Annotated in this window: 13 protein-coding genes; 9 read left to right on the top strand and 4 right to left on the bottom strand. The window is 49.2% G+C overall.

Annotation, left to right across the window (positions count from 1 at the left end):
- The first annotated feature begins 37 nt into the window (after positions 1 to 37).
- Both BC343_RS06965 and BC343_RS06960 read left to right on the top strand, forming a co-directional pair.
- Positions 38 to 3,196, top strand: coding sequence for an efflux RND transporter permease subunit (locus BC343_RS06965; RefSeq protein WP_078347029.1), 3,159 nt, complete (start codon positions 38 to 40; stop codon positions 3,194 to 3,196).
- A gap of 15 nt (positions 3,197 to 3,211) precedes the next feature.
- Positions 3,212 to 4,618, top strand: a complete 1,407-nt coding sequence (locus BC343_RS06960; protein WP_078347028.1) for an efflux transporter outer membrane subunit — start codon at positions 3,212 to 3,214, stop codon at positions 4,616 to 4,618.
- A gap of 159 nt (positions 4,619 to 4,777) precedes the next feature.
- On the opposite strand, the gene BC343_RS06955 is transcribed toward BC343_RS06960, so the two are convergent.
- Together BC343_RS06955 and BC343_RS06950 are read right to left on the bottom strand one after the other, a co-directional pair.
- The gene (locus BC343_RS06955) at positions 4,778 to 5,284 is read right to left on the bottom strand and encodes a peptide-methionine (S)-S-oxide reductase (RefSeq protein WP_078347027.1); all 507 of its coding nucleotides are present in this window, start codon (positions 5,282 to 5,284) and stop codon (positions 4,778 to 4,780) included.
- A 7-nt stretch (positions 5,285 to 5,291) separates the two neighbouring features.
- Positions 5,292 to 5,843 (bottom strand): histidine phosphatase family protein, encoded by a 552-nt coding sequence (locus BC343_RS06950; protein ID WP_078347026.1) that lies wholly within the window; start codon positions 5,841 to 5,843, stop codon positions 5,292 to 5,294.
- Between the two features lie 45 nt (positions 5,844 to 5,888).
- Here BC343_RS06950 and BC343_RS06945 point away from each other — a divergent pair, with 45 nt between their 5' ends.
- On the top strand, positions 5,889 to 6,620 hold the full coding sequence (locus BC343_RS06945) for a polysaccharide deacetylase family protein (RefSeq protein WP_078347025.1): 732 nt from the start codon (positions 5,889 to 5,891) through the stop codon (positions 6,618 to 6,620).
- 6 nt (positions 6,621 to 6,626) lie between these two features.
- Here the strand turns inward: BC343_RS06945 and BC343_RS06940 are convergent, their stop codons facing one another.
- On the bottom strand, positions 6,627 to 7,490 hold the full coding sequence (locus BC343_RS06940) for a LysR family transcriptional regulator (RefSeq protein WP_078347024.1): 864 nt from the start codon (positions 7,488 to 7,490) through the stop codon (positions 6,627 to 6,629).
- 72 nt (positions 7,491 to 7,562) lie between these two features.
- On the opposite strand from BC343_RS06940, the gene BC343_RS06935 reads away from it, so the two are divergent.
- From BC343_RS06935 to BC343_RS06910, 6 genes are all read left to right on the top strand, one after another.
- A complete protein-coding gene (locus BC343_RS06935) occupies positions 7,563 to 8,081 on the top strand; it encodes a GNAT family N-acetyltransferase (protein WP_078347023.1) in 519 nt (172 codons plus the stop codon).
- Between the two features lie 10 nt (positions 8,082 to 8,091).
- On the top strand, positions 8,092 to 8,979 hold the full coding sequence (locus tag BC343_RS06930; protein WP_078347022.1) for a DMT family transporter: 888 nt from the start codon (positions 8,092 to 8,094) through the stop codon (positions 8,977 to 8,979).
- Between the two features lie 26 nt (positions 8,980 to 9,005).
- Positions 9,006 to 9,332, top strand: coding sequence for a DMT family transporter (locus BC343_RS06925; protein WP_078347021.1), 327 nt, complete (start codon positions 9,006 to 9,008; stop codon positions 9,330 to 9,332).
- A 171-nt stretch (positions 9,333 to 9,503) separates the two neighbouring features.
- A complete protein-coding gene (locus tag BC343_RS06920) occupies positions 9,504 to 10,313 on the top strand; it encodes a phytanoyl-CoA dioxygenase family protein (protein WP_078347020.1) in 810 nt (269 codons plus the stop codon).
- Positions 10,314 to 10,328: 15 nt separating this feature from the next.
- A complete protein-coding gene (locus BC343_RS06915; RefSeq protein ID WP_078347019.1) occupies positions 10,329 to 11,432 on the top strand; it encodes a cellulase family glycosylhydrolase in 1,104 nt (367 codons plus the stop codon).
- Between the two features lie 30 nt (positions 11,433 to 11,462).
- Positions 11,463 to 12,341, top strand: coding sequence for an AraC family transcriptional regulator (locus BC343_RS06910; RefSeq protein WP_078347018.1), 879 nt, complete (start codon positions 11,463 to 11,465; stop codon positions 12,339 to 12,341).
- 205 nt (positions 12,342 to 12,546) lie between these two features.
- On the opposite strand, the gene BC343_RS06905 is transcribed toward BC343_RS06910, so the two are convergent.
- Positions 12,547 to 14,967, bottom strand: coding sequence for a TonB-dependent receptor domain-containing protein (locus tag BC343_RS06905; RefSeq protein ID WP_162276831.1), 2,421 nt, complete (start codon positions 14,965 to 14,967; stop codon positions 12,547 to 12,549).
- Between the last annotated feature and the right edge of the window lie 30 nt (positions 14,968 to 14,997).

The following is a 14,997-nucleotide window of genomic DNA, read 5'->3' as shown; positions in this document are numbered from 1 at the left end:
CAACAGACAACATCCGTACATTATATAAAGCAATACCATGCTTAAAAAATTCATAGAACGCCCGGTTTTATCAACCGTAATATCGGTTATACTGGTAATTCTGGGTGTGCTGGGTTTGGTTACCCTACCCGTTTCGCAATACCCGGATATAGCCCCGCCTACCGTACAGGTGCAGGCCGCCTACAGCGGTGCCAATGCCGATGTGGTACTTAAAAGCGTTATCATCCCGCTGGAAGAACAAATAAACGGCGTGGAGAACATGACTTACATGACCTCCAGCGCCAGTAACGATGGTTCGGCCTCCATCACCGTATATTTTAAGGTAGGCACCAACCCCGATCTGGCCGCGGTTAACGTACAAAACCGTGTATCGCGCGCTACAAGTTTGCTGCCATTGGTGGTAACACAAGCCGGGGTATCGGTATCAAAAAGCCAAAGCAGCCAGCTCATCATCTTCTCGCTATACAGCGAAGACAAAACTTACGACGAAACCTTTCTGCAGAACTACACCAAAATAAACCTGGTGCCCGCCATACAGCGTGTAACCGGTGTGGGTAATGCCATGGTATTTGGTTCTAAAGATTATTCGATGCGTATTTGGCTGAAGCCTGATGTAATGTCGCGCTACGGGCTGATACCTGATGATGTTACCGCCGCACTTAACGAGCAAAACATAGAAGCTGCGCCTGGTAAATTCGGCGAGAACAGCCACGAGCCATTTCAGTATGTAATACGCTATAAAGGGCGTTTGCAATCGGCCAAGGAATTTGGTGATATCATTATTAAATCGGTAGGCAACGGGCAATTACTGCGCCTAAATGATGTGGCGCGCTTAGAACTGGGTGCGTTGGATTATTCTTTCCAGGAGCTAACCAACGGGCACGAATCGGTAGGTGTGGCTATTAGCCAAACAGCAGGCTCCAACGCACGCGATGTAATTAATAATACAAAGAAAATATTGGATGATGCCTCGGCAAAATTCCCGCATGGGGTTAAGATAGCTTACCTGGTTGATGCCAACGAGTTTTTAAATGCCTCGATAGAGAAGGTTATCAGCACACTGATAGAAGCTTTTATACTGGTATTCATCGTGGTGTTCGTTTTCCTGCAGGATTTCCGCTCTACTTTGATCCCGGCCATTGCGGTGCCCGTGGCCATTGTGGGTACCTTCTTCTTCCTCAACCTGTTCGGCTTTACCATCAACTTGCTTACGCTGTTTGCATTGGTGCTGGCGATAGGTATTGTGGTGGATGACGCCATTGTGGTAGTGGAGGCCGTGCACGCCAAGCTGGATATGGGTTATAAATCGGCACGTAAAGCGTCGGTTGATGCCATGAACGAGATATCGGGCGCCATTGTCTCCATTACTTTGGTAATGTCGGCGGTGTTTTTACCGGTGACTTTTATTTCGGGTTCTACCGGGGTATTCTATAAGCAATTTGGTATCACGCTGGCGGTGGCCATTATCCTATCGGCGGTAAACGCCTTAACGTTGAGCCCTGCACTGTGTGCCCTGTTTTTGAAGCCACACGAAAAAGGAACTGCAAAACATGGTTTCCTGAACCGTTTTTACGTGATATTCAACGCTTCCTTTGATGCGGTAAGCGGTAAGTATAAAAAGTCGGTAAACTTTTTGTCGCACAAAAAGTGGATAGCGCTGGCGGCTGTTGCTGTGTTCTCGGCTGTGTTGTTTTATTTAGTGAAAACTACACCAAGCAGCTTTGTGCCTAATGAAGACCAGGGTACCATATTTGCTGCGATCAGCTTGCCGCCTGCTTCGTCTACCGAGCGTACCATTGCCGTGGCAACCAAGATAGACAGCATTGGCCGCACCTTCCCCGAAGTAGAGAACTCGCTGAAATTGGTAGGCTTCAACTTCCTGGCAGGTTCGGGTAGTGCCTACGCCATGGTAATCCTGAAACTGAAGGATTGGGACCAGCGTAAAGAGAAAACGCAAAGCCTGGAAAGCATTATAGGGCAGCTATTCTATAAAACTAAAGACCTGCGCGAAGCTACGGTGTTCTACTTTTCGCCCCCTACCCTGCAGGGCTTTGGTAACAGCGATGGTTTCTCGTTCGAGCTACAGGATAAAGGCGGACACACGGTTGACGAGCTTTATAAAGTGAGCAACAACTTCCAGGCAGCATTACGCAAACGCCCCGAGATACAGAGTTTGAACTCATCCTTCAACCCTAACTTCCCGCAGTACCAGGTAGATGTTAACGTGGCCAAATGTAAAGAGGCCGGCGTAACCGTAAACTCGGTATTAGGTACTTTACAGGGTTATTACGGCGGTTTATACGCCTCTAACTTTAACCAGTTTGGCAAGCAATACCGCGTAATGGTGCAGGCCGATTATGATTACCGTGCCCGCGAGGATGGGCTGAGCAAAATATTTGTGCGCAACGCTAACGGCGTTATGGCCCCCATCACCACTTTCATCACGCTGAAAAGGGTTTTCGGCCCCGAAGCTATCAGCAGGTTCAACCTGTTTACTTCAATATCGGTAACAGGTTCGCCAAATCCGGGTTTCAGTACCGGTGATGCTATCAAAGCCATACAGGAAGTTGCAAAAACTAATTTACCTGCAGGTTATGATTTTGAGTTCTCGGGCCTAACCCGCGAGGAATTGAGCACCGGTTCGCAATCTGCCTACATTTTTATTCTGTGTTTGGTGTTCGTATACTTCCTGCTCAGCGCACAGTACGAGAGCTATATCCTTCCATTGGCGGTGTTACTTTCGCTGCCTGTGGGTTTGGCGGGTACTTACTTGTTTGCCCAGATATTTGGCATAGGCAGTAATATTTACCTGCAAATATCGCTCATCATGCTCATTGGTTTGTTGGCCAAAAACGCCATCCTTATTGTGGAGTTCGCTCTGGAGCGCCGTCGCGGGGGTATGGACCTGATACCATCGGCCATCGCCGGTGCCGAATCGCGCCTGCGCCCTATTTTGATGACCTCCTTTGCCTTCATCTTCGGTATTATGCCGCTAATGTTCTCTACCGGCGCGGGTGCCAATGGTAACCGCTCGATAGGTGTTGGTGCCGTGGGCGGTATGTTGGTAGGTACAGTATTCGGTGTATTTGTGATACCGGTGCTGTATATCATTTTCCAGCATTTGCAGGAAAAGGTAGGCCGCGATAAAAGCCATGATAATGATGACGACGAGGTGGAAATAACGCCCGCTCACTAATAAAAGAACTGTAACATGAACAAAGCATTCATTAAATATATAGCCCTTTTTACCCTGCTGGCGGGGGTATTATCGGCTTGCCGTGTAGGCAAGCCCTACCAAAAGCCGGATGTAAGTACGGATAACCTGTACCGCGGCACAACCGTGACCGATAGCGCCACCCTGGCTACCCTGCCCTGGCAGAGCCTTTTTGCCGATACGGCTTTAAAAGCGCTTATACAGGAAGGCATAGCCAACAACCTCGACCTGAAGTCGGCAGTGCAGCGCATTTTAGCAGCACAAGCCACTCTGGCGCAAAGCAAGGCGGCATTTTTCCCGAGCCTTAGCGGCGGCGCAACTGTAACGCGCAGCAAGCAATCGCAGGCGGGGCTAAACTTTCCTTCGGGCATTGCATTTAATACCTTAACTACCACCTACCAGGCATCGTTAAGTACTTCGTGGGAGGCAGATGTATGGGGTAAATTCGGCAGTACCAAACGCGCGGCATTGGCCAGCTTTTTACAAAGCGATGCCGCCAAACGCGCCGTACAAACGCAGTTGATAGCAGATATTGCCAACAACTATTTCAGCCTGCTGGCATTGGATAAACAACTGGAGATAACCCAGCAAACGCTGAAGAACCGCATACAGGATGTGGAAACCATGAAACAGCTGAAGGAAGGTGCCGTTGTTACCGGCGCGGCCGTAGTACAAAGCGAGGCCAACCGCTATGCCGCCGAAGTTTCTATCCCCGATATAAAACGCAGCATCCGCGAAACCGAGAATGCACTTTCAATACTGCTTTCGCGCCCGGCAGGCCCAATTAGCCGTGCTACCCTGGCCGAACAAAAAATAAACGCTGAATTGCAAACCGGTTTCCCGGCGCAATTGCTTACCAACCGCCCGGATGTGCAAGCAAGCGAATTGGCCTTCCGTTCGGCCTTCGAGAACACCAATGTGGCCAAAAGCTATTTTTACCCGCAGTTCACCATTACGGCGCAGGGTGGTTTATCTACTTTGCAGCTGAAAAACTTTTTTGATAAGTCGATATTTTATAACGCTGTTGCCGGGCTTACCCAACCCATATTTAACCAGGGTTTGAACAAAGCACGCCTACGTAATGCCCAGGCCACACAAGCGCAAGCGTTGAATACCTTCCAAAAAACACTATTAACCGCAGGACAAGAAGTATCAAACGCGTTGTACGCCCACCAAACCGCTATAGAAAAGGCAGATGCCCGGGCTAAACAGATAGCCGCCTTACAAAAATCGGTAGAGTATACGCAGGAGTTGTTGCGCTACAGTTCGGCAACCAATTACACCGACGTATTGACATCTGAGCAAACTTTATTATCCGCCCAGCTAAGCGGCGTGAATGATAAGTTGCAGGAGTTGCAAGCCGTAGTGAATTTGTACCGCGCACTTGGCGGCGGCTGGCGATAGGCATATAAAAGTTAGAATAAAAAGCGCGGGGAAGGTGCGATTCTTTCCTTGGGGAAGGAGGAGGAAGGGGTTTAGTGGCCTATGCTTGATAAGCGAGGTGGCTAAACCCCTCCCTGCATTTGCGCTCAGCCAACCGCACGCCCTCCCCAAGGAGGGAATTTATCTACCCAAATGATTCAAGCGTTCGCTATCTACACTATCTCCAAACCGTTCTAACAGCACCCGCAACTTCGGGTTCACAATGTTTTGGCAAAAGGGTTTGTCGGGATTACTGTAATAATAATCCAGGTATTCTTCCTTATTCGGTTTAAACTCCTTAAAAGGCAATACCTGCGTAATGATAGGCTCATCAAAATCAGACTGTAACTTTAAGATGGCAGCCTCCGCTTGTGCAGCCTGCCCCTCGCCAAAAATATAAACCGCCGAACGGTATTTGCCACGCATGCTATGCGTACTGGTGCAGCTATGCGTGTAAAGGTGTACTGCAATAAGAGTTTCGAGGCTAATTACCTCCACATCAAACTCCACAATAACCGCTTCCGAAAAACTCGTATTATCCCCATCAGACGCTATCCAGCCCTGCAGCACCTGCCCTACGCCTTTTAACGACAGGAAGATAGCCTCGGTACACCAATGGCAGCTGCCGCCAAAACCTATTTGCTGCATAGAATAATTAGAAATTGCAGTTCGCGGCGGGTTGGATGTTCTCGCGGTCGGTAGCCAGTTTTGCTTTGCCGTTGTGGATGGTTACTACCCAAATACTGTCGAAATCGCTGCCCGGCCAGTTCAGTTGCTTATCGTGAACGCCCAGGGCTTTCATGATCTTCGGCAAGGCATTGTGCTCCCACACTACCAATACCGTACCGCTCTTTTTGAGCAGGTTGGCAGCAAGCCCCTCCTTATCGTCCACATCAAACTTACTATTAATAGCCAGGTTGTGCTTTGTGGCCAGCGGCCAGGCGGTTTCCAGCATACGCGCAGCTTTGGTGGCTTTACCGCCCGATATAGTGGGTACATATACGCTATTGGGAACACCGTACTTAGCCACCAGCACCTTTGGTAATTGCAGCGCACGGTTCAGTCCCGCGCAGGATAGCTGGTCGCCCGTGGCTGGTTTTTCGGCATGGCGGATGAATACGATACGCAGATCGCCTGCCGACTGCGCCAATACATTGAACGGCAACCAAAGCAGCGGGAGTAATAATGTGCGGAGCAAATTTTTCATGATGCAAATTAAGAAAATTGATAACGCTTAATATATCTTCGTAACATGATAACCTCGCTTTTGGTTCGCCTAACCTTATTATTACCGCCGCAAATTCCCGTATTGTGCTACCACCAAATACGCGACTGGCGCCCCACCGACCGCCGCGTTAACAAGGAATACATTATGCCGCCGGCAACCTTCCGTGCACGTATGAAAATGCTGGCCGACAGCGGTTACCACACCATACAGCCCGATGAACTTTACGCGCACCTCACCAAAGGTACGCCACTGCCGGCCAAACCCATCATGATAACGTTTGACGATACAGACGCAGACCAGTATAACATTGCCCGCCCCGAACTGGCCAAATACGGTTTTAAAGGCGTGTATTTTATCACGTTCAACAACATCAACAAAAACAAATATTACATGACCCGGGCGCAGATACGCCAGCTGGCCGACGAAGGCAACACCATCAGCTGCCATACCCTCGACCATCCTAGCCTGGCCAAAGTAAAACCCGCCGACCTTGCCGCACAACTGGAAACGCCCAAACAAAAACTGGAATTGCTCACCGGCCGGCCGGTAAAATACCTGGCCTACCCTTTCGGCGTTTGGAACAAACGCCTGCTGCCCGAAGTACAGCGCTTTGGCTACACCGCCGCCTTCTCGCTCGACCAGCCCCGAGATCCGCAATACCCGCTAATGACCATCCGCCGCATAATTGACAATGGCGGCGGCAGCCAGGCAAGATTTGATTATCTGATAAAGCATGGGTTTGGGAAGAGGCAATAGGTTTTACTACTCCAATATCAACTTCAAAACATTATCCAGCACGGGGTGATGCTCTTCTACCCGCCAGTTCAAATACAGGTCGGTTTTAAAGGGCATGCTGATGAACCTGATGCCCGGTATTTGGTGATGAATATACGAATCGGGCATTATGGCTATGCCAAGGCCTTTCCGCACCAGCGCAGTAATGGCCGAACCAAATTCGGAATGCAGGTAGGCATCGGGCACCACATCAAAATGCCTGAACATTTGCTGAATGATATCGCTGTAGCTACTGCCCTCGTCTTTAATAGGTAAAATGAACTTCTGGCTGGCAAGCGATTCGGTGGTGATGTCGCTCACATCCCTGAAGGGATGCGCATCGGGTACTACAATGGCAAGGTGATCGGTATAAATTTTCCTCGATCGTATGTCCTCCGCAGTAGTAATATCCCGGGTTATGGCCAGGTCGGCTTTGTAGTTTCTCAAAAATTCGGTTTGGTCTTCGTACCGCACCTGCATCAGTTCGATCTTTAATTTTGGGAATGCCGTGGCAATTCGGCTTATCATATCGGGCATTATGGAGGCCGAGATTGAATCGGGGTGCGCAATAATGATGGTGCCGCTCTCTCCCAATTGTATCTGTCGGGCGTGTTCGTGAAAAAACTCCAGCTCGTTAAGCTCAACTTCCCATTTTTCTTTTAAAAACCTGCCCGCGGGCGTAAGCTTTACATTGCGTTTGTTCCGCTCAAACAATTGTATACCCAACTCCGCTTCCAGCGATTGTATTTGCCGTGTAAGTGCCGATTGGGTGATGTTCATTTTGCCGGCGGTGTTCCAAAAGTGAAGTTCGCGCGCCAGGGCTAAAAAATATTTTATCTGCTGAAGATCCATTAATGCAATATACGCATCAATAGATGATAAAATAGCATTTTATTGCATTTAACATAGCGGTAAATTTGGTGCATGGAGAATATAAGGATCGATAAAATTACCGAGGCCGATGTAACTCGTTTGCAACAAATAGCGCAGGAAACTTTCCTGGAAACTTTTGCGCACCTCAATACCGAGGAGGATATGAACCATTACCTCAACGAGAACTTATCGATCAGTAAACTAACCGCCGAACTCCAAAACGAAGGATCGCAATTCTTCTTTGCCATGGACGCCGATACCATAGCAGGCTATCTTAAGGTAAATACCGGGCGAGCACAAACGGAATTAAAGGATAGCGGAGGCTTGGAGGTAGAGCGTATCTACGTATCGAAGGCTTACCAGGGCAAAAAGGTGGGGCAGCTATTATTCGATCGTGCTATGGATATGGCCAAAACTATGCAGGCAAAATACGTTTGGCTCGGCGTATGGGAGGATAACCATAAAGCCATTCGCTTTTATACCAAAAATGGCTTCGAACCTTTTGATAAACACATCTTCAAATTGGGCAGCGACGAGCAGACCGATATCATGATGAAAAAGACCTTATAACGCGCAAACCATGGAAAAGAAACATACTTTACTATTTTTATTGATACTCGGCACAGCTTTTTGGGGCTTATCGTTTCCGGTTACCAAACTGGCCATCGGGCATAATTCGCCTTTCCTGTTTTTGTTTTACCGCTTTGTGCTGGCCACTGCGGTGCTTGCCCTTATTTTTTGGAAACATGTTAAAAATGTAAGCAAAGCATCGGTAATTACGGGTGCCTTATTGGCCATCCCTTTGATGCTGGGTATTTCGCTGCAAACGTTGGGCATCAAATATACCACCGCATCGCAATGTGCTTTTATTGCAGGCACTTGTGTTATCATTATACCTATCCTAAAACTGTTTTTCTACCGCAAGGCAGCCCCTTTTAAAATATGGCTCGCCGCAGTTATAGCCCTGTGCGGGTTAGTTATTATCGCTGTTAAAGGCAGCCTAAGCATCAGCACTGGCGACCTGTTCACCATAGCAGGCTCGCTGGCCTTTGCCGTTTACCTTATAGAGGTAGAAAAGCAAGCTGCCATCAAAAGCCTCCTCCCTACCATTGTGCCCATGTTTGCGGCATGCGCCGTATTTGCCCTCGGCTTTGCCTTAACCGAAAAACAAAGCAACTGGCTGCCGACGGATACCACATTTTGGATGGGCATCGTCTTCTGCGCCCTCTTCTCCACAGCCTATATGTACACGGTATCAAACATTTCGCAACGCTACATCAGTGCCGAGCGGGTATCTATCATCTATTTGTTCGAGCCGGTATTCGGTTCAATTGCTGCTTTTTTTATTCTTAATGAGGACCTGACCTGGCGCTTACTATTAGGCGGAGGCCTGATATTTGCAGCAAGCCTGATAAGCGAACTTAAATTCGGGCCGACAAAAAAGGATGGGTTCGAAGTAGCAAATTAAGCAGGATATCGAACTTACAAAGCATTATGAATTGGTTTATATTGGTATTGGGCGGTTTATGCGAAGTAGCATTTACCTTTTGCCTCGGGAAAGCGAAGATTACCTCGGGCAACGAAATGTATGGCTGGTACGCCGGCTTTTTGATAACGCTTTGCATGAGTATGGGCTTTTTAATGAAAGCCACGCAAACCTTACCCCTCGGTACTGCCTATGCCGTTTGGACGGGCATAGGTGCCGTTGGAAGTGTAATTGTAGGCATTTTAGTTTTTAAAGAACCCGCAACATTGTTAAGGATATTCTTCCTGACCACCCTTATTGGCTCTATCATAGGGTTGAAAGCAGTATCGCACTAAATATTAAAAAGTGATATCGAACACCCTTGAATATATTCCATTTATCCCATAATAAAATCCACCATCCAGGTATTTGGATAACATATCCTACAAACTATCCAATATATCCATAGCACGCCTCTTTTAATTTCCCGTACTTTGATATCATAAACCAATTGTAAACCTAAATTTATGACATCATTGAACACCGCGCTGCCCGGCACAGAAGTGGGCGCCGAACGGGTTGCTGCTTTCCGCCGCGATGGGCATACACTTACGCCGGGCTTGCTGTCGGGCGAAGAGCTTGCGCATTACCGCAAAGCCATTAACGATGCTGCCTACCGCTACAATACCGAACAGCGTAAGTTAGAGGAGCGCGACACCTACGGCAAAGCCTTTTTGCAGGTGATGAACCTTTGGGAGCAGGATGAGCCGGTGCGCGGGTTTACATTGGCCAAGCGTTTCGGACGAATAGCGGCGAACCTGCTGGGTGTAGAGAACGTACGCCTGTATCACGACCAGGCGCTGTTTAAAGAACCCGGCGGCGGCTTTACGCCCTGGCACCAGGACCAATATTACTGGCCATTGGATACCGATAAAACCATAACCATGTGGATGCCGCTGATGGATATTAACGAGGATATGGGCATGCTCACCTTCGCCTCAGGTTCGCACAGGGGTGGTTTCGCCGAGAATATCCCTATTTCTGACGAATCGGAAACATCGCTTCAAAAATACATTCGCGATAAAGGCTTCCTGGTTACCCGGGCAACTACCATGCAGGCGGGCGATGCTACCTGGCATTACGGCTGGACCCTGCACACCGCCCCGGGCAATAACGCGGACGTAACCCGCGAGGTAATGACCATTATTTTTTATGCTGATGGCGCGCACGTTACCGAACCGCAAAACAAACACCAGGAGAACGACCGCCAGCGCTGGCTCAGCGGGTTGCCCGTAGGCAGCGTAGCCGCATCGCCGCTTAACCCATTGATATTATAACAACCCTACCGATACATGAAGAGAATTTTGATACTGATGGCGCTGCTTATGGCAGGCGCATTGAACAGTTACAGCCAAAGCAACGCCAATAAATGGAGCGAACAACGCATTTGGGAATGGTACAACAAACAGCCCTGGCTTTGCGGCTTTAACTACATACCGGCCTACGCCATTAACTACACCGCCATGTGGGACAAAACCACTTACGACCCGGCGGCCATTGACAAAGAACTTGCCCTCGCCGAAAAAAGCGGCATGAACACCCTGCGCGCCGTACTGCAATATGCCGTATATGCCGACGACCCGAAATATTTCCTGGCTACGCTGGATAATTTCATGAAGCTTTGCGATAAGCACCATATCAAGTTCATTCCCGCGCTGTTCGATGATTGCTCGTTCGGTATCAAATCCGACCCTGTCATTGGCAAACAACCCGAACCGCTGAAAGGCTGGTATGCCTGGGCCTGGTCGCCAAGCCCGGGGCACAGTATGGTTACTGATACCACCACCTACCCCAAGCTGGAAAAATATGTAAAGGCCGTTATCAGCCGCTTTAAGAATGATGATAGGGTGCTGATGTGGGACCTGTATAATGAACCCACCAACGGTGGATTAGGCAACACTACCTTGCCCCTGCTGAAAAAGGTAATAGCCTGGGGACGCGAGGTAAATCCTTCGCAACCGCTAACCATCGGAGCTTTTGATATGAACAAGCGCCTTAATGATATCATTACGGAAAACTCGGACGTAATATCTTTCCACGAATATGGCAACCGCGAAACCCTCCTGAAAACCATAGAACGCTACAAAAAATACAACCGCCCGCTGATCAACACCGAATGGATGAACCGTCCCTTCAAGTCTACCATTCCCGAAGTATTAGACGTGTTTTACGAAAACAAGATAGGCTGCACGCTTTGGGGCTTAGTGAATGGCAAAACCCAAACCGAGCTACCCTGGGGCCACCGCCCCGGCGACCCGGAACAAAAAGTTTGGCAGCACGACCTTTACCATGGCGACTTTAAACCCTATGACGAAAGTGAAATAACGCTGCTCAGCAAATTCATCACAGATTCTAAATCAAAAGAATATAGCCAAACTCATCAGCATAGCAATTAATTTTGCCTAAACGCCGGGCAGGGCAGCCATATGTTAAAACCAACTTTAGAACCACTTCCGCACCAAAACGAACACCCGCTGTTGGTACGCACCTTCGAGTTGGATGAGTTTCATTCGCCCTACCATTTTCACCCGGAGTATGAGTTAACGGCCATAACCAAGGGCGAGGGCAACAGGTTCGTGGGGAATAATATGTCGGCCTATGCGGCAGGCGACCTGGTGCTGCTGGGACCAAACGTGCCCCATTGCTGGAAGAACACTACGCAGGGCGAAGTGGTGAACGCTGCATCGATAGTGGTACAGTTTGATAAAACCTTGCTGGGGGATGGCTTTTTCGAGCGGCACCGGGCACGGCATGTTGCGCAGTTAATGGAGGCCAGCGTGCACGGCATACATTTTAGCGGTGCCGGTACGCAACAGGTTATTGGCCGTATGCACGATATGGCCTCGGCCGGCACGCCTTACAAAAAGCTCATCATTTTGCTGGAGGTGTTTGATATGCTCGCCGAAATACCGCAACAAAAGTTACTGAACGAAGAAGCCATTGTATACACCGCCGCCCCGCACCACCATCACCGCCTTAATGCCGTGCAGGATTTTATTATCGGCAACTTCCGCAATAAAATTACGCTGCCCGAGATAGCAGGCGTGGCTAAGATGTCGGCAAATGCATTTTGCAAGTATTACAAACAACAAACCGGCAAAACCTTTACCGAGGCTATTGTGGCCTACCGCCTCAACTATGCCATGCAGCAGCTGCTAAACACACACAAAACCGTTACGGATATTTGTTTCGAGTGTGGCTTTACAGATTTGGCCTTCTTTTACAAAGTGTTTAAAACGAGTACCGGCAGTAGTCCCGCAGAGTACAGGAAGGAATATATGCGGAGGTTGAGCTCGGTGGGTTAAAGTACCTTCCCATACCCCTTTAGGGGTTACCTGTTTGTAGCAGTCCAAATAATAAAATTCTTGCGCCGTAGGTGCTACCCACAATTTGCATTGTGGCCACCAATATTGTGTTTAGGTAACCCCTAACGGGGCAATTATCGGGTTTGTATTTGCAGGCTACAAACAGATAGTCCCTCCGGGACATAGAAGTGTTTTTCATCCCCCCTTACATCCTGCTCCTCTCCTCGTTCCCACCATCCTTTCGTTCCTGCTTTTTTACCGAAATACCCAGCGGGCGCGTATAGCTCAACCTGAATATGGGCCTGCCATTGCTTTCGGGCCTATACTGTACGTGCACATTACTGTTAAAACTATCGGTAACCAGCGTGCCCATGTGGCTTCTGAAAAAAGATGTGCCAAACACATCGGCCACGCTGAGTTGTAGCGTACCGTTTTGATTGCCTAACTCTTTCTTCAGCCCCAGGTTTATTACACCGTTGCCGCCGATTTTCAGGTTGCTATCGTAACCCGATGAATAATAATTGCCCGATAACTCGGCACTGAAACTTTTAGGCAGCTTAAAACTCTCTGTAAAATTAACGGACCATGAGGTGTAACCTTTTTGCAGCAGCGAGGGGAAAAAGCTAACGCGGTATTGGTGCCAGCCCGCCAGCAAGCTGTAATTCATTTCCCACCAGCTGGCAACTTTTACAGGTATTACCGCTTGCAGGGTTAGGTTGCGCTGCCAGTCGGCATTGGCGGGTTTCAGGTACACCAGTCCCTCGGTAGGGCCGGTTAAAGCTTGCACGCCCAATATGGGGTTGGTATCGTGGCTGTACACAAGATTCAACACATAATCGTGCAACTGGTAGCCCAACTTTAAGTTACGGGTGATGGTGGGTTTGAGGGCGGGATTACCTGTAAATACCGAAACAGGGTCGTTATAAGAAACATACGAGGCTAAGTCATTAAACGAGGGGCGGGTAATGCGTTCGGTATACGAAAGCTGTAGTTCGTCGGTAGCGTTAAGTTTACGGGTGATGAATATACTTGGGAACAGCTTTTTCACCTTACGGTCAACCGCGAACTCCGCATTGAGCGAGTGGCTGGTATAATTATGCGAATACTCGTACCTGCCGCCGGCGCTTATTTTGGTGAGGCTATCTACCTGCAAAGCCAACGTGGTGTAGGCGGCTAAAATGTTCTCGCGAGTACCCAAATCGTTAGAGGTACCCGCCCCTATGGGCTGCCATTGCCCATTCACCAGGTTTTCAATACCTGCCACGCTTTTGCTCGAGGTGAAGGTGCCTTTTACACCGCTTTCCAGTTTCAGGCTCTTGCTGAGCGCATCGCTGTAGTCGGCTTTGGCTACCCATACATTAATGTTGGAATTGGCCAAACTGCGCTGGGTAGGCGCGAACAGGCTGTTACTAAAATTGCTCTGCACCGAAGTTATGCCATTGTTTTGGTGCCCGAAGTGGTCAAGGTCGATACTCAGTTGTTGGGCAGCTGACAAAATACTTTGCAGGTAAGCGTTTTGGTGGCTGTAGGTGCTATGCGTATTGCCCAGCAGTTGCGAATCGAAAACGAGGTTAGAATCGGGCAGCAAGTAATTGCCAAAGTTGTGGCCTTTGTTTTGGCCAGCGCTCTTAGAAACATAAAACCTGCCGCCGATGGTTGTTTTGGTACTTAGGCGGTAATCGGCACCTGCGCCAAAGTTGTGGCTGTTGGCAGTTGGTTTCCACTGGCCATTGTAATGAAACTCGGTTTGCCCACCTATCAGGGGCACGTTCTCGGTGCCTTCGGCCAGCAAAAGTCCGTAGCCTTTCGAGCGGTAATAGCCGTATTCGCCGTTCAGGCTTAGTTTACCTGCGTTGTAGGTGACATTGGCGTCGCCGGAGAGTTTTTCGCCCCGGCCATAACCCGCACTCACCGATACCGAACCACTCATACCCCGCTTTTTATTCTTTTTGGTGACGATGTTGATGAGCCCTGCATTGCCATCAGCATCGTATTTGGCGGGTGGGGTGCTCAGCAATTCTATCTTATCAATATTGTCTGCCTGCATACCTGCTAACAATGCGTTTGCCTGTGCAGCGGGCATGCGCAGCAGTTTACCATCTATCATCAGCATAACGCCGCTTTTGCCGTTCAGGCTTATGGCACCCGTTTGCACATCAACCAACACACCCGGCGAACGCGCCAGCACCTGCATAACCGTACTGCCCTTGGTGAGTATGCTCGCCTGCGCATCAACCACCAAACCGCCCTCCTGCTGCCGCACCACAGGTTTGCTTGCGCGTATCACCACTTCGCTCAATTGCCTGTCGGCAGGCTGCAATGTAAGCGTGCCCGTGTTATAAGTAGGGTGCGCATCATCCAACTGAAAAACTACCGAACGTACAGTTTGGTAGCCCAGGCTTTTTATGCTGATGAAGTAGAGGTCCTTGCTTATCCCGCTAAAAATAAACTCGCCTGCATCGTTACTGAGCACGCTGCGGGTAAAGGTACTATCGGTATTGCTATGCAAGGTTACTGTTGCAAAACTTGCAGCTTGCCCGCCGGAAGTTTGGGCGCGGCCGCTTACCTGCGCCATGGCAGAGCAGGTTACCAGCAGGGCCATTATGGTGGTGATGATTGGTTTCATACCGGCAAAAGAATTACCCTGCCGCCGCAT

The sequence above is a fragment of the Mucilaginibacter pedocola genome (genome assembly GCF_002013915.1).
GTDB classification, from domain to species: Bacteria; Bacteroidota; Bacteroidia; order Sphingobacteriales; family Sphingobacteriaceae; genus Mucilaginibacter; species Mucilaginibacter pedocola.
This window is presented reverse-complemented; position numbering and strand designations above follow the sequence as displayed.

Bases quoted from the DNA above. Each gene is read 5' to 3' on its own strand.
- BC343_RS06965 (WP_078347029.1), top strand. From the start codon at position 38: ATGCTTAAAAAATTCATAGAACGCCCGGTTTTATCAACCGTAATATCG.
- BC343_RS06960 (WP_078347028.1), top strand. From the start codon at position 3,212: ATGAACAAAGCATTCATTAAATATATAGCCCTTTTTACCCTGCTGGCG.
- BC343_RS06955 (WP_078347027.1), bottom strand. From the start codon at position 5,284: ATGCAGCAAATAGGTTTTGGCGGCAGCTGCCATTGGTGTACCGAGGCT.
- BC343_RS06950 (WP_078347026.1), bottom strand. From the start codon at position 5,843: ATGAAAAATTTGCTCCGCACATTATTACTCCCGCTGCTTTGGTTGCCG.
- BC343_RS06945 (WP_078347025.1), top strand. From the start codon at position 5,889: ATGATAACCTCGCTTTTGGTTCGCCTAACCTTATTATTACCGCCGCAA.
- BC343_RS06940 (WP_078347024.1), bottom strand. From the start codon at position 7,490: ATGGATCTTCAGCAGATAAAATATTTTTTAGCCCTGGCGCGCGAACTT.
- BC343_RS06935 (WP_078347023.1), top strand. From the start codon at position 7,563: ATGGAGAATATAAGGATCGATAAAATTACCGAGGCCGATGTAACTCGT.
- BC343_RS06930 (WP_078347022.1), top strand. From the start codon at position 8,092: ATGGAAAAGAAACATACTTTACTATTTTTATTGATACTCGGCACAGCT.
- BC343_RS06925 (WP_078347021.1), top strand. From the start codon at position 9,006: ATGAATTGGTTTATATTGGTATTGGGCGGTTTATGCGAAGTAGCATTT.
- BC343_RS06920 (WP_078347020.1), top strand. From the start codon at position 9,504: ATGACATCATTGAACACCGCGCTGCCCGGCACAGAAGTGGGCGCCGAA.
- BC343_RS06915 (WP_078347019.1), top strand. From the start codon at position 10,329: ATGAAGAGAATTTTGATACTGATGGCGCTGCTTATGGCAGGCGCATTG.
- BC343_RS06910 (WP_078347018.1), top strand. From the start codon at position 11,463: ATGTTAAAACCAACTTTAGAACCACTTCCGCACCAAAACGAACACCCG.
- BC343_RS06905 (WP_162276831.1), bottom strand. From the start codon at position 14,967: ATGAAACCAATCATCACCACCATAATGGCCCTGCTGGTAACCTGCTCT.